The sequence below is a fragment of the Pseudomonas fluorescens genome (genome assembly GCF_001648775.1).
GTDB classification, from domain to species: Bacteria; Pseudomonadota; Gammaproteobacteria; order Pseudomonadales; family Pseudomonadaceae; genus Aquipseudomonas; species Aquipseudomonas fluorescens_M.
Genome location: NZ_LVEJ01000022.1, coordinates 89,885 through 103,632 on the forward strand (window position 1 = coordinate 89,885; position 13,748 = coordinate 103,632).

The 13,748-nt window shown below is 59.0% G+C and carries 13 protein-coding genes and 1 other RNA gene; 10 read left to right on the forward strand and 4 right to left on the reverse strand.

All coding sequences use genetic code 11. The features are described 5' to 3' along the window. The first annotated feature begins 16 nt into the window (after positions 1-16). The 7 genes from ssrA to A8O26_RS19925 all read left to right on the forward strand — a co-directional run bounded on the left by ssrA (position 17) and on the right by A8O26_RS19925 (position 6,496). Positions 17-405: a transfer-messenger RNA gene (gene ssrA, locus A8O26_RS19900) on the forward strand. A 284-nt stretch (positions 406-689) separates the two neighbouring features. Then, positions 690-899, forward strand: a complete 210-nt coding sequence (locus A8O26_RS29490) for a hypothetical protein (protein WP_081265222.1) — start codon at positions 690-692, stop codon at positions 897-899. Between the two features lie 302 nt (positions 900-1,201). Beyond that, positions 1,202-2,239: a helix-turn-helix transcriptional regulator gene (locus A8O26_RS19905; protein ID WP_064119485.1), complete on the forward strand. Its 1,038-nt coding sequence runs from the start codon at positions 1,202-1,204 to the stop codon at positions 2,237-2,239. Positions 2,240-2,265: 26 nt separating this feature from the next. Further along, positions 2,266-3,366: a hypothetical protein gene (locus A8O26_RS19910; RefSeq protein WP_064119486.1), complete on the forward strand. Its 1,101-nt coding sequence runs from the start codon at positions 2,266-2,268 to the stop codon at positions 3,364-3,366. Positions 3,367-3,432: 66 nt separating this feature from the next. Next, complete coding sequence (locus A8O26_RS19915) at positions 3,433-5,055, forward strand: hypothetical protein (RefSeq protein ID WP_064119487.1); 1,623 nt, start codon at positions 3,433-3,435, stop codon at positions 5,053-5,055. Further along, on the forward strand, positions 5,052-5,324 hold the full coding sequence (locus A8O26_RS19920; protein ID WP_064119488.1) for a YkgJ family cysteine cluster protein: 273 nt from the start codon (positions 5,052-5,054) through the stop codon (positions 5,322-5,324). Before A8O26_RS19915 ends, A8O26_RS19920 begins: the two co-directional genes overlap by 4 nt. A 245-nt stretch (positions 5,325-5,569) precedes the next feature. Continuing rightward, on the forward strand, positions 5,570-6,496 hold the full coding sequence (locus A8O26_RS19925; RefSeq protein WP_064119489.1) for a hypothetical protein: 927 nt from the start codon (positions 5,570-5,572) through the stop codon (positions 6,494-6,496). A gap of 40 nt (positions 6,497-6,536) precedes the next feature. Here the strand turns inward: A8O26_RS19925 and A8O26_RS19930 are convergent, their stop codons facing one another. After that, the gene (locus tag A8O26_RS19930) at positions 6,537-8,408 is read right to left on the reverse strand and encodes a hypothetical protein (RefSeq protein ID WP_064119490.1); all 1,872 of its coding nucleotides are present in this window, start codon (positions 8,406-8,408) and stop codon (positions 6,537-6,539) included. A 409-nt stretch (positions 8,409-8,817) separates the two neighbouring features. Here A8O26_RS19930 and A8O26_RS19940 point away from each other — a divergent pair, with 409 nt between their 5' ends. Beyond that, entirely contained in the window at positions 8,818-9,150 is a 333-nt protein-coding gene (locus tag A8O26_RS19940; protein ID WP_064119492.1) for a DUF6124 family protein, read from the forward strand. Between the two features lie 151 nt (positions 9,151-9,301). Here A8O26_RS19940 and A8O26_RS19945 read toward each other — a convergent pair whose 3' ends face one another. Next, a complete protein-coding gene (locus A8O26_RS19945) occupies positions 9,302-9,874 on the reverse strand; it encodes a GNAT family N-acetyltransferase (protein ID WP_064119493.1) in 573 nt (190 codons plus the stop codon). Between the two features lie 167 nt (positions 9,875-10,041). Here A8O26_RS19945 and rimJ point away from each other — a divergent pair, with 167 nt between their 5' ends. Together rimJ and A8O26_RS19955 are read left to right on the forward strand one after the other, a co-directional pair. Further along, on the forward strand, positions 10,042-10,629 hold the full coding sequence (rimJ, locus tag A8O26_RS19950) for a ribosomal protein S5-alanine N-acetyltransferase (protein WP_064119494.1): 588 nt from the start codon (positions 10,042-10,044) through the stop codon (positions 10,627-10,629). A gap of 69 nt (positions 10,630-10,698) precedes the next feature. Beyond that, positions 10,699-12,138, forward strand: a complete 1,440-nt coding sequence (locus A8O26_RS19955; protein ID WP_064119495.1) for an ArnT family glycosyltransferase — start codon at positions 10,699-10,701, stop codon at positions 12,136-12,138. Positions 12,139-12,206: 68 nt separating this feature from the next. Here A8O26_RS19955 and A8O26_RS19960 read toward each other — a convergent pair whose 3' ends face one another. Next, a complete protein-coding gene (locus A8O26_RS19960; protein WP_064119496.1) occupies positions 12,207-13,022 on the reverse strand; it encodes a phosphatase PAP2 family protein in 816 nt (271 codons plus the stop codon). Next, complete coding sequence (locus tag A8O26_RS19965) at positions 13,019-13,690, reverse strand: hypothetical protein (protein WP_064119528.1); 672 nt, start codon at positions 13,688-13,690, stop codon at positions 13,019-13,021. The genes A8O26_RS19960 and A8O26_RS19965 overlap by 4 nt, the downstream gene beginning before the upstream one ends. Between the last annotated feature and the right edge of the window lie 58 nt (positions 13,691-13,748).

Genomic DNA, 13,748 nt, shown 5'->3' on the forward strand with positions numbered 1-13,748 from the left:
ACTGAGCAATGAGTTCGGGGCCGTTTAGGATTCGACGCCGGTTGCGAAACTTTAGGTGCATGCCGACTTGGTAACAGAAGTCGTAAATCCACTGTTGCAACTACTTATAGTTGCCAATGACGACCAATACGGTGTTGCTCTCGCTGCTTAATTGCAGCTGACAATGCTCCTGGTACCTTCGGGTCCAGCAATCATCAGGGGATGTCTGTAAACCCAAAATGATTGTCATATAGAACAGAATCGCCGTGCAGTACGTTGTGGACGAAGCGGCTAAAACTTACACAACTCGCCCAAAGCACCCTGCCCTTCGGGTCGCTGAGGGTTAACTTAATAGAAACGGCTACGCATGTAGTACCGACAGCGGAGTACTGGCGGACGGGGGTTCAAATCCCCCCGGCTCCACCAACTCAATAAAAAAGACGTCCACGGACGTCTTTTTTTGTGCCTGAATTTCGGCTAAATCAACGGTTTGTAACTCTTTCGAGAACCATAACGGTTTTTTGAGTGCCAGCCATCTCGGTATTCCCCGACCTGAAGGGATTGATCCCAAAGCTCATTGCAATAACCTCTCAGGCCAAGCTGGCCGATACGGAACATACGTTCGAGAAAGTATCACCTCAGCAAGCACGACACAGGTTGTCGCCCGCCACTGCCATTCTGACTGCACTTGGTAATCATTAGGTGCAGCCATGCCGATCGCCCCCTCGCCCTTTACCCTCGTCTGCCACTACTGCTCCTGGAAAAAGACCTTTCTTCCAAGCAGTAACGTGCTGGTGCTGAACCGCGACTGGTTCACTCACTGCCCCATCTGCAGCACCCCTTCACCTCACCGTCGCACGGCCACCTCCAAGGAAGTGCTCAAGACACGGCTGGAAGAATTCCTGACGGTCCATGGCTGAATCTTCGCTGGCACGACACAGGTTGTCGCGCCAGCCCCGACAATGCCTCACATCTTCAAGAGGGCTCAACGATGAAAAATCTGCTCGCCACCATCGGACTCTTCGTGGTGCTGACCAAAGGCTACGCGTTCTACCGCGAATACAGTGAAATGAAGCGCGAACGCGAAGCGCAGCGACCTGCCGCACACTGAAACAAACCTCTGAACAATTGATGGCACAAAGCCATTTGATTGAGTAGGATTCACGCCAACTTGATGCCAGCCTGCTGGCGTTCAGTAGAGACATAAAACCAGGAAGTCACCATGTCCCAAGCGAAGGATACGCTGCTCAGGCTATTTGCATTGCTACGCCTGATTCCCACCGAACCTCAGCGTATTGCAACCCCGACCCTGCTCGAAAAGCTTCGTGACAGAGGGTTTTCGGTCACCCTGCGCTCGATCCAGCGTGACTTGAACCGGTTGTCGATTCCGTTCTCCTTGCAGTGTGACGACAGCGAAACACCCTTCCGCTGGAGCTTCACCCGCGAGGCTCCCCTCAAGCTGGAAGACATGGATGCGCCTACCGCACTGGCGCTGTTCCTCTCGGAAAGCCACTTGAGCCCGATCCTTCCGCAAAGCGTTCTGGACCAGTTGGGCCCGCAGTTCCGCCGAGCCCGCAACTTCCTCAATGGCTTGGGTGGCAACGGCCTGGCCGACTGGGCCAAGCGAGTTCGCTCACTGCCCAACGGCAAGACCCTGCTTCCGGCGCAAGTCAGCGCACACACCTGGGCCCAAGTGTCAGCCGGACTGCTGGAGCGCAAGCAGCTGGAAGTGATTTACAACAGTCGCAGCAAGGGTGAACTCAAGCGTTTTCGCCTGCACCCGGCGGGCCTCGTATCGCGCCATGCGGCGAGCTACCTGCTGGCCTCTGTGGATGGTTATAGCGACCTGCGCCAATTCGCCTTGCACCGGATCACCGAAGTGAGCGTGCTCGAAGAGGCCGGTCACGAACATGAAAGCTTTGACGTGGATGCGTACATCGCCAGCGGCGTTTTCAGCTATCGAGAGGCCGCGGCCCAGGTCGAGCTGATCGCGGATGTACGCCCGCAGATCGCAGCCCTGCTCAACGAAACGCCGTTGAGCCAGCAACAGACTTTGAGCAGCGTTTCCGAACAGGGCTGGCACCGCTTGCACGCAACCGTGCCGCTGGACCGCGAAACGCTGTGGTGGATCTTCGCCCTGAATGAAAACATTCGCCTGCATGCGCCCCAAGTGTGGGTGGACGAAGTGCGCGAGCGATTGAATTCGATGCAGGCGCTGTACCAGAACAATCACGCAACCCCGCAACTGCAACCTGCCTGACCTCCAACAATCAAAAGGACATTGCCATGCCACTTCCCCTCATCCTCGGCGCTGCCGCGCTGGTCAGTGCTGCCTACGGAGCCAAAAAAGGCTACGACGGCTACCAGAAGCACTCGGAAGCCGATGACATCGTCAACGCTGCCAAAGCGCGTTATGCCAACAAAAAGGATGCGTTCGACGTACAGGAAAAAGCCACCAACGCGGCACTGGAGGCGCTGGGTCGGGAAGAACTTGAGATCGGCAAGAAGTTCGACGAGTTCAAGACCCTCGCCAACGATTTGCTGGACAAGCTCAACGCAGGCCGCCAGGACAAGCTGAAGATCAATATTCCGAAGCACAAGCTGCAGAGAGTCGAGAGCTACAGCTACACCGCTGTTGGCGTACTGGGCGCCACCGCAGGAGCAGGCATTGCCGGCGCAGCGGCCGGATTTGCCGTATATGGCGGCGTCATGGCACTGGGCGCAGCCTCCACTGGCACCGCCATCTCCTCGCTGGCCGGGGTAGCGGCGACCAACGCAACGCTGGCGGCAATCGGCGGCGGCTCACTCGCCACTGGTGGCCTGGGCATGGCTGGCGGTACTGCAATCCTGGGCGCCGCAGTAGCAGGCCCGGTACTGGCTATCGCCGGCTGGGCTTACGACAGCCATGGCGATGAAGCGCTGAAGAATGCCCGCAAGGCTGACCGCGAAGTGGACAGTGCGACCACCAAACTGCAGAACGCCCAGCAACAGCTGAGCAAGGCAGAAGACTACGCCTTCGACATCAATGACGTGTTGAAGTCGGTGTACGGACAGTTCGACAAGTACTTCGAACACCTCAAGTACGCAGCCCGCCGTATTGAAGACATTCGCTCCCGCAAACTCGACCCGCACGCTGAAATGACCAGCATGAGCGAAAACATCCTGCGCGCTATCAACAACGGTTTCGCCCTCGCCGCCATCCTGGTCGACCTGATCACCACCCCGCTGTTCAAGGTCAAGGAAGTGAACGGCAATGTGGTCAAGGACAAGAACGACGTCCCAGTCATGGCTACCGATGCCGATGGTTCGATGATCCTCAACAGCACCAAGCTGGACGAGCAGATCAGCGAAACCAAGACCAAGGCTCAAGGCGTAGAGCCCGCCTGATGCTCTGGGCGGGGCCGAAAGGCCCCGCCTCCGCTTCGCCTTCACTCATTCGTCATGGATGCCTTTATGCACGCCGCAGCGCAAGAATTCCCCTGGGCCGAAGAGCTCGAAAAAACTGTAATCACCAGCCTCACGACCAGCTTTGGCCTGGACTTTCTGCTGTTCAAGGACAAGCAGGGCGGCGAGGTGGACACCATCCACAACGTGCGCAACGGCGTATGGGCGACCGACGCAGAAAAGCAGTATTTCGAGCAGCGTGGCGAGTACGATTCCACGCCCTACCACCAACACGCGAATTACATCGCCACTGGCCAGAAAGACAAAGCCAGCCAGGCGGCAGGCACACTGAACGACCCTTACCGCAACACGGTGATGGCCGCTCATGAACAGCGCAACCTGGACCACGTGATCAGCGCCAAGGAAATCCACGATGATGCCGGGCGGGTGCTGGCCGGGCTTAGTGGTGTAGAGCTGGCCAACCAGAGCAGCAACCTGCAGACCACCCACGAGACGGTCAACAAGTCGAAGAAACAGACGCCGATCAACGAGTACCTGAACAAGCTGCCGGGCCTGATCTCTAACCATGAGAAGTCGCTGGCGGGCGACCGCGCGCGCCTGACGAAAATGCCGCGTGAAACGCCGCAGCAGCAACATGAAGCCAGTGCGCTGGAAGCCAGGATTGGCAAGACCGAAAGCAAGATCAAGGAACTCAAGGCCATAGACCCCGATGCCATGCTCAAGCGTGATGCCGAGGCACGGGCCCCTTACGATCAGCAGATCAACAAGGCCTATTACACCAGCAGCAAATTTCTCCACCAAACTGCCCATGCCGCCGGTTCGGCAGGCCTGGCCATGGGTACCCGGCAGATGCTCGGGCTGATGATGGCGGAAGTGTGGTTCGAACTGCGCGAGCAACTGCCGGCCCTGCTGGACAAGCTCAAGCACACGTTCAGCCTGGAGGCCTTCGTCGAGAGCATCAACAAGTCGCTCAAGGGCATCTGGAAGCGGGTGCAGGCGCGTTTCAACGACTTCCTGGTGGCGTTCAAGGATGGCGTGTTTGCTGGGGTGCTCGGGAGCCTGACTACCACCTTGTTCAACATCTTCGCCACCACTCAGGCGATGGCGATCAAGATCATCCGCGAGCTGTGGGGCCAGTTGGTCAAGGCCATCAAGCTGATGGTGTTCAACCCTGATCACCTAAGCTTCGTGGAGCAGTGCCAGGCAGTGACGTCGTTGCTGTCGGTGGGCGTTGCCACGGTGGTCGGCACCATGGCTTACACCCAACTGGTGCCGTTCCTCAGTTTCCCGTTCGGCACCGAGCTGGCGGCGTTTGCCGGTGCCCTGGTTACGGGTCTGGTGACCCTTGGCCTGAACTACTTCCTGCTGCACAGCGCGATGGCGCGCAAGCTCTGGGCCTTCATCGAATCTCTGACGCCGCACGCCGGCACGGTGCGCGAGTTCCAGGCAATCAACGCGGAGCTCGACCGTTACCTGCTGGAGCTGAGCCGGCTGGAGTTCAACCTGGACGTGGAGGAATTGCAGGCCTTTACCCAAGAGCTTGAGGAGTGCAATGACGAGATCCGGCGCAGTGCGATACTGCAGAATGCTGTGGCGGCACGCGGGATAGAGTTGCCGTTCGAGATGGGTAACGCGACCAGCACGCGCAACTGGCTGGCGTCACTGGTATGACGCTGCCGGCGTTTCCCTGTACGCAGTGCGGCCTGTGTTGCCGCAATGTGCACCTGGCGGAACAGACGCAGTACCTGGATCGCGGAGATGGGACTTGTCGGCATTACAGTGATGCCGACAAGCACTGCCTTATCTACGATGCCCGGCCGGATATCTGCCGCGTCGACCGACAGTACCAGATGCACTACGCCCAGCAGTTCAGTTGGGAGGCGTTTGTAGAAATGAATGTGGAGGTTTGCGAGCTGCTGCAGCATCAGGCGCAGGAGTGAGCCAAGCCTCCTCATTCACAAAAGCACTGCGCCCCCCTGTAGGGCGCAACTGATTTCTATGGGAGCCTGCACTAACCTCAATTGGTTGGCTCCGCCGACAGCGGCTAAAACGATGCTACCCCGCGAAATGCCCGTATACGGGATGGGCAGAGATCGCCGCCGGATTCCAATCCCTCCCGGTTGGACGGCCCCATGCCTGCGGATCTATCCTTCGAGCCACATAGGCCACTACCCGAAGGACCCTCATGAACATCTGGCTCGGCGCCGCACTGGCGACCCTCGTCTCACTGTCTGCCCACGCCCACGCCACCACCGACGTCCCGCCACGGATCCAGCAAGTGGTCTACAAAAGCGGCTATGGCAGCGTCCAGTTCAAGCAGTCGATCAAGGGCTATAAAACGGCGGAGTACAAACTCAATGCCAAGGCCGGGCAGATCCTGACTGTGGACTTCAAGCCCTCCAACAGTTCCGCCTATTTCAATATCACCGCCAAAGGCGTCGATTACGCGCTGTTCAACGGCTCGATCATGGGCAATCACTTCATCGGCTCGTTGCCCGCCGATGGCGATTACACGGTGCAGGTCTATCTAATGCGCAACGCAGCCCGGCGCAGTGAGGTGGCCAACTACGAAATTTCGCTGATCCTCGCCAACGGCGACGCGGTGGATAACAACCCACCTTTCGAGCAGAACCTGGCGTTGCAGGGCATCGACTTTCATGTGAAAGCGGATCGGGTCGATGGCAAGCCCATCGTGCGTATCGAGCCCAAAGGCCTGGAAATCGATAACTCGGCGATCACCCGCCCCCTCAAGGGCAGCATCATCCGCGCCGAAGTCGCCGACCTCAATAACGATGGCTCGCCCGAGGTCTATATCTCTACGCGCGCGCCCGGTCGCGGTATGCCGGGTGAACTGATCGCCTACTCCGCCAACCGGAAAAAATCCCTGAGCGAAATCTATTTGCCGCCGATCAGCGAAAATCCAAAAGCGGCCGAGGGGTATCAGGGCGAGGATTCGTTTGCGGTGGTGGAGAACAGGCTCGTGCAGCGCTTTCCGGTGTACGACAGCGCCGAAGCAGGGGCGGGGCGGACGGGGAAGATGCGGCAGATCCAGTACAAACTGGTGGCGGGAGAGGCTGGCTGGGTGTTGCGTGAAGAGAAAATAGAAGATTAATCAGCCCGGATTGAATCCGGGATGACACTCTCCCCCTTTTCTACCAGGACAACGCCTGTACAACCTGGTCCGCTTCAGTCCTGGATCGGCCACTGTCCGTCACAGGGGCCCGCAAAATCGACCGTTGCTCTTTACGATCGACAATCCAGAAGGTCATCTTCTTCGGTATTTTGTCCGGGATGCCGGTGAGCGGATTTACCCTGGAGTCGTCCGGGTCCGAAGGCCAAGCCGTCACATCGAACTCCCACTTGTGGCCGGTGGGCTTGGCGTCGCCCGGTGTCGCGGACCTGGGTGAAAAACCGCTCTTGTGAATATTGCCGGCCTGCAGGCCAAGGGTTTTCGACAGGAAGGAACGCAGCGTCAACTCCAGTTCCTGATCCGAGGACTGAGGCAACCCCACGGTCAGGCCAAGTTGTGCACCAGTCTGCAGATTGTCGTAGTAGAACCGACCCTGCGTATCCAGTCGCAACCGGTAGTCACCCACGCGCAAGGGCAGATGCGTGCCTTGGCGGCGGTTGACGAGGGCATTTTCGTCCTTCGGTACTGACCAGCCCAGCGTCGCATCACTTTCCTGCCATTCGATGAACTGGCGGTTCAGCGGCACGGCGTCTTCAATTCGGCCCTGCCGATAGGCGATGTCGGCGGCGTAATCCAGCGCACTGCGATAGAGCAGTTCATCGACGTGGGCGTTCTCCCAGGGCGGCACGGCCACACTCAGCGCACGGCGAGCGGCGTCGAGGTTGCCACGTCGATATTGAGACACGCCAATGTAGGTCTGCATACGCGCGATCTCGTCCGGGAAGTACGCATCGGGCAACGCCTGCTCCGCGAGTACAGCCGCTTTGTTGACGCCGTCAGGCAGAGAAGCGGCTATTTCGATATCCCTGATCTGCTGTTCAAGCGGCCGTTCGCGAAACAGCGGCGGCGCGCTGGGCCATTTCAACGCGGCGAACAATTGCTGCATTTGCGCAGTGGCTTGGGCCTCGTCGTGCAGTCCGAAGGTGATGTCGATGTCAATGCGCCAATCGCCGCGGAAAGCCAGCCAATGAACATTCATGCAAGCCTGGTCTTTACACAACCATTCATCTCCCCGTTTAAAGGAGGTCAGACCGTCGAAAGGCAGATCGGGCATTGCGGCTTCCAGTGCGCTGGGCTCATGTCGCTGACGATACGCCACCTGCTGCTCCTGACGCTCGGCTTCGCCCTGCTTGTGTTGAGCTTCGTCGTAGGAGAGAGCGATCTCGGCAATCAACGGACCGTTCGGCAACGCCTGTGTATAAACAACGATGCTATTGAAATCACGTTTGGCTGCTGGCTCGAACTTGGTCAGGTTCCACTGCCCCACCGTGAGGGGCATCGAGAAGTCAGCGAGGCTGTATCGCAAGCGTGGTTCCTGCGCAGACAAGCGCCAGAGAGCGGGATCAGGGCTGGTGACGGCAACCAGTTTTTCTTGCAGGCGTGCGACCTGGTCTTTTTCGCCCGCCATGATGCTCGCTTTGATCGCCTGGCCCAGCATGCCCGTGCTCCGGGCGTCGCGCTTGACCGGCCTGCCGTTACTGGTGGCTTGCTGCTCCCAGTAGGCAATCTGCTCTTCTGCGGCGCTGCGGGCCTCGTCATATCGAGCCTGTTTGTACAGCAGATCTACAAGCAGCTCGCCCGCGTCCAGTTCGGTGAAATCGAAACCACCGCGCTTGCGACCCGCCACCATGGCCGCTCGGGCAACCTCCGTGGCCTGCGCCAGCGAGCCTTCCTTGTCCAGACGCAGAGCTTCGCGCATCAGCTCGGCCGGGGTTGACGCCTGTGTCTGGGCTTGTACCGATGGCACCGTGCACACGGCCATGCCGCAAGTAAGCAGGAGGGCGACAGTGAGGCGCGCGTATTGGCGTCGTAGTGAACGCTGTCGATTCAACATGCTTTCTACTCCTTGTAGAGAAATCTTCCGGATGTGGCGACGCGTGTTCTATATCAGAGAGGACTTGGCCATGACTCTCGCTGGAGAGCGAGGGCTGCCGATTGAACGTCGCGCACATTAGTTCTCCTGCAAAACATTATCAAACCGGATTTCGGTTTTATTCGCGCCGTTGACAGTCGCCCTCATTGCACGCTGATACCGCACGCAAAAAACCGGCGACACCATGAGCGACTGAGAGAAGCCTTCGCTTCCTACATTCCAGGTCCTAGGAAATTTCCCGCAATACGCGTCGGCTTTCATGAACTGGTGGACAGTTTTTTGCGGCGCTACCCTCCACGACTCGCCGCCCTCCAGCGGACGGTTTGACAGACCGCCCCCGCAGAGATTGTTCATTCCACGGAGCTACGTCATGAAAAAGATCACCCGACTTTCCCTTGTTGGACCGGCATCCGCCGACGCGCAAACGCCCGGCCATCAAACGCACGCCAGCGCCAGCGGCTCAACCGGTCGAAATCGCCGTCGTACCATCCCCCTCAAGCAGATGTTCAGCGTGCGCGACGATGTCGACACGATCAGTCTGCTCTCGCACGCCAGTGATCTTCTCGATTCCCTTACGCAGATCAGCGCAAACTTTGCCGATGAATGCGACGAATCCCAACGCCATATCGCGGTGGCGATCAGGCAACTGAGCGCGTTGGCCGAGATTGTGGTCTGTCGGGCCCGGGACCAGGTTGTGCAATAGGGAACGCCTGCTCCATCAGGCCCTGAAATTCGCCATTAACGGGCGACAACGGCACTGACCGCACCGTCGCCTGGGCGATCCATCGAGATGAATTTTTCTTCACTGCCGGGCTTCTGCCAAACCGGTAAAGTCCACTCGCTCATTCAAGAAACTACGGTTCGCCCGCGCTCTCCCGCGGGCTTTTTTTTGCCTGGCGTTTGCCGTCGAAGCGATACACATAAGTATCTTGCACACCGTGGCGTGGAGAATGGCGGGCCTGTGGATGGATTCGGATCAAGCTGAACCCGGCCGCCTCGGCCAGACGCTGGCTACGCGCGTTGGCCGAAGACGTCGTCAGATAAAACCTTGAATCCGGCAAGCGCCTGACCAATCGGGCCAGGGCGGCGCGCATGTAGCCTTTACCGGAATGCTCAGTGTTGACCCAGTAACCGACCACCAAGCGCTCGCGCTGACGCGGTTTCAAGCCGATGCAGCCAAGGATGGATTGCCCGTCGGCACCGACGATGAACAATCGGCGCTCACCGGTCTGACTGCTGAACTCATCACGAGCACGCAGCAAGGACTCCAACGATTGCGCCTCGCTGGTCTGGGGCCGCGCCCACGGCAGGAACTCTGCGTGCTGTGGATAACTGACATTCAGCGCGTGCTGGAGCGCCTTGCACATCGCCGGATCCGGGGACCTCAACGTCAACGACTCGGCGCCGACGGAAAACGCAAACTCCATTGCCCACTCCCTGAAAACACGTCGAAAGCGCTTATGTAAGCGCAGCCTTCCTATCTGCATGTGCAACCAGCTGGCAAAACTTATAGGGCCTGTCGGTTCAGAACCCGTTTGTATTTTCGCCCGCATCGGTCAATTCTGTGCTTTGACACCCTTGACCGGAGCGCCCGATGCCGCTGTTGACCCTGCCCTGCCCTCGCCTGACGCTGGCGATACTTGCTCCGGAACAGGCGCACCTCGAAAGTGCTTTTTACCAACGCAATCAGCGCCACCTTGCGCCTTGGTCACCGATCCGCACCACTGACTATTTTTCTACCGAACAAATCCGCCGACGTCTCGACATTCAAGCCAGCGCATTCGAGGCCGGGCTGGCGATGCACTTCGCGCTGTTGACGCCGGACGGCCAGCAGATGATCGGCGCGTGCAACTTCAGCGGCATCATTCGTGGAGCGTTTCAGGCCTGTTATCTGGGCTATCACATCGACGAAGCCCATCAGGGCCAGGGCTTGATGCGCGAAGCGCTGGAGGCCGGCATCGGCTACATGTTCGAAACCCAGAACCTGCACCGGATCATGGCCAACTATATTCCCGGCAATGACCGTAGCGCACAGTTACTGGAAAAACTCGGATTCGAGCGTGAGGGTTACGCCAAGGCCTATCTGAACATTGCCGGGCGCTGGCAGGATCACGTGCTGACGGCGCTGGTCAATCCGGTCTTCGAGACCCCGGACAAACGCTGGTCACGGCGACTGTCGTGAGTTTCACAATTTGTTAAGCATTGGCGAAGTATGCTCGGGCCTCCCGCCCCTTCCGGTTGCCTGAAAGCCATGTCGCGTGCCGCCACTTCGCTGTTTCTCCTTGCCGCCCTGCTGTTTTTCTTCGCGTTGGGCGGCCATCAATTGCAAGGCTCCACCGAAGCCCGCGTCGCCGGGATCGCCATGGAAATGCATCTGGACGATGACTGGGTCACGCCTCGTCTGTTCGGTGAACCGTTTCTGGAAAAACCGCCGCTGAGTTTATGGCTGGATGCCGGCGCCATGCGTGTCTTCGGCGTATCGCCGTGGGCAGTGCGGCTGGCCTCAGCGGTGGCCGGTTTGCTCAGCGTGATGGTGCTGTACGGCATGTTGCGCCGCTTTGGGCGGCCGAAAATGCTCGCGTGGACGGCGGGAATTCTGCTGGCGACCATGGCCAGTTACTGGAGCAACGTGCGCGGCGTCGGCGAGGATGCGCTGCTGGCGCTCGGCGTGACGATGGCATTGCTGGCGTTTTTCCAGGCGCAACGGGCATCGACTCTCGGCAACTCGCTGTTGTTCGTTGTCGGGATTGCCATCGCCACGTTGAGCAAGGGTGTGCTGGGCCTGGCAATGCCCGGGGTGGTGATTTTCGCGTACCTGCTGGCTGACAGCCTGATGGACAAGCGCTTGAAAATCGCTGACTGGTTGCGACCGGGTCTGCTGACAGTGGTTGGTTTGATTCCGCTGCTGATCTGGCTGGTGGTGCTCTATCAGCACGGCGGCGCACAAGCAGTCAGAGAAGTATTGCTGACCAACAGTGTCGGCCGATTCAGTGGCTCGTTCGTCGAGGCCGGGCACTACGAGCCGTTCTATTACTACCTCGCCAAGCTGCCGGAAGCTTTTCTGCCGTGGAACATTCTGGTGTACCTGGGGCTGTGGCATTTTCGTAAAGAGCTCAAGGCCAATCGTTACCTGTTGTTCTTCAGCCTGTGGATCGTCGCGCAGTTCATCATGCTGACGCTGGCGTCGAGCAAACGCACGGTGTACTTGATGTCGATGACGCCGGCCGCCGCGGTGATCGCAGCGGAGTATGCGGGCGTGCTGTTCGATCGCTTGAAGCAGTATGAATCCGGCAATGGATTCGTAGGCCGAATCGCCCGTCACCGTCAGACATTGGCAGTGGGTGTACTCACGCTGGTGATCGGCAGCTACCTCGCCGCCGCGCAGTGGGCGCTGCCTCATGCCGACAAAAAGCTTTCGTTCCTGCCGTTGAGCGCAGAGATTCAGGCGCTGCAAACCGCAGGGCATCAAGTCGCACTGTTTCAGGCCAACGAGCGGGTCGGTGGCGCCACGGTCTTCTATACCCAGCAAGTACTCAAAGGTCTGGATACCGAAGCGCAGTTGCGAGACTTCCTCGCGGCCTCGGCGTCTCACGTGGTGGTAATGGCCGGCGACAGCGAACCCGCGCCGCCACTGAAAGTGCTCAAAACCATGATGGTCGGGCGTCAGGCGTATTACTTCGTCGGTTATTGAGGGACCTGCGCAGCCCCATAAAAAAACCCGCCGATGATTGGCGGGTTTTTCATTTGATCCGCACGGGCTCAGATAGAGACCTCAGCACTGAAAGCTTTCTGCTCACGCTTGCCCAGCACCGGCACCTCCAGCCGCGCGCGTCCGTAGAAGGCCAACGCCGTCAGCAAACACGCCAGCCAGACAAAGATTCCGGCCCAGAAGGTGTGGGACATGTAGTGCCAGCCTTGCAGGACGCGAGTAGTGCCATAAACGAACCCCAGCAACAGTGAGCCCCACAAGATGGCACTGGAAAAACGCCATTGATAACGTCTCGCCACGAAATACAGCGCCAGCATGGTAAAGCCGCCCGACGCATGACCACCCGGCCAGCACCGGCCACTACCGGCTTCATGGAACAGTTGAAAATTGCTGTACCACTCGATGTGGGCCATTTTGCCGCCGTACAGCGTGGTCTCGATCGGGCAGTAAACGCTGGTGTGGGATTTGAGGAAATGGATCACCCCGGTGCATACCGCGAATGCGACCACCACAAACAGAAAATCCCGACGGTGATCAGCGGCAAATCGCAGCACTGGCGCGACTTTGCTGCGCTCCAGCATTGCGCCGAGGCGCGGACGTTTCTGCGGATTGACCAACGGCCAGATCACCGACAGCAGCGCGCCGATCAGGGCGATTTCCGCCGTCCAGTTCGGAATGATCCGCGCCCATTTGTGGGTGAGCTTTTCGAAGAAATGGATTTTGTCGAGCGGGAAGGTCTGGGTCAGCGGATCGAACAGCAGGTTGCTGAAGGCGATGTCGATTTTGGTCATGTCGAACATCAGGAACACCAGCGCCGCACAGGCGAGCGGAATACCAAAATTGTAAGCGTAGAAACGGGATTTCATCGGGTGGTCACCGTGCGCCAGTCGGAGGCTTCAATAAAGCCGAGCATCTTGGGAGCCGCCGGGCTGGCAGCGGAAACAAACAATGACGAGCCGTAACCCATGTCCGAGGCCGAAACTTTGAGGTCTTTCTCGATTTGCGCCATGCATTCGCTGTGGGTCACCAGTACCAGGTTGCGACCGGGAACCTTGTGGGCCAACGCGTCCTGCAACATGCGGCCCCGGCAGTTGATCAGCCAGTCGTCACCGCTGGCGGCATGGTTGAACATGTAACCGGCCGTCTGCACCGTGCGCATCGACGGGCTGTTATAGATGTCGGCGTTGTTCAGGCCCAGTTGTTCGAACCTTGCACCGACCGCCACCGCGACACTGCGCGAGCGGTCGGTGATGCCATCATTGCCACTCAGGCACGCGGCTTTCGAGTGATCGCAACGCTCGACATGGCGCACCAGCACGATCACGTCGCCGTTGGCCCAACCTGCCGCCAGTGCCTGCGCCCCCGAGGCATTGCCGTGGGCCAGATCCGGCACCGCCGCCGGCGCGAGCAACCACAGGGTCAAGGGGATTACTAATACCGATGCCGCCAACACCACCCAGGTGTTGCGAAACCGCGCCAAAAAGCTCAGATCGATCGAGCGTTTGACGCCGAACAGACTCAGTCTCAATTCCACAAAAACCGCCTCGCCACTCTGCATCACGGGTTGATTCGATGCGGCGAAGGTACAGAGG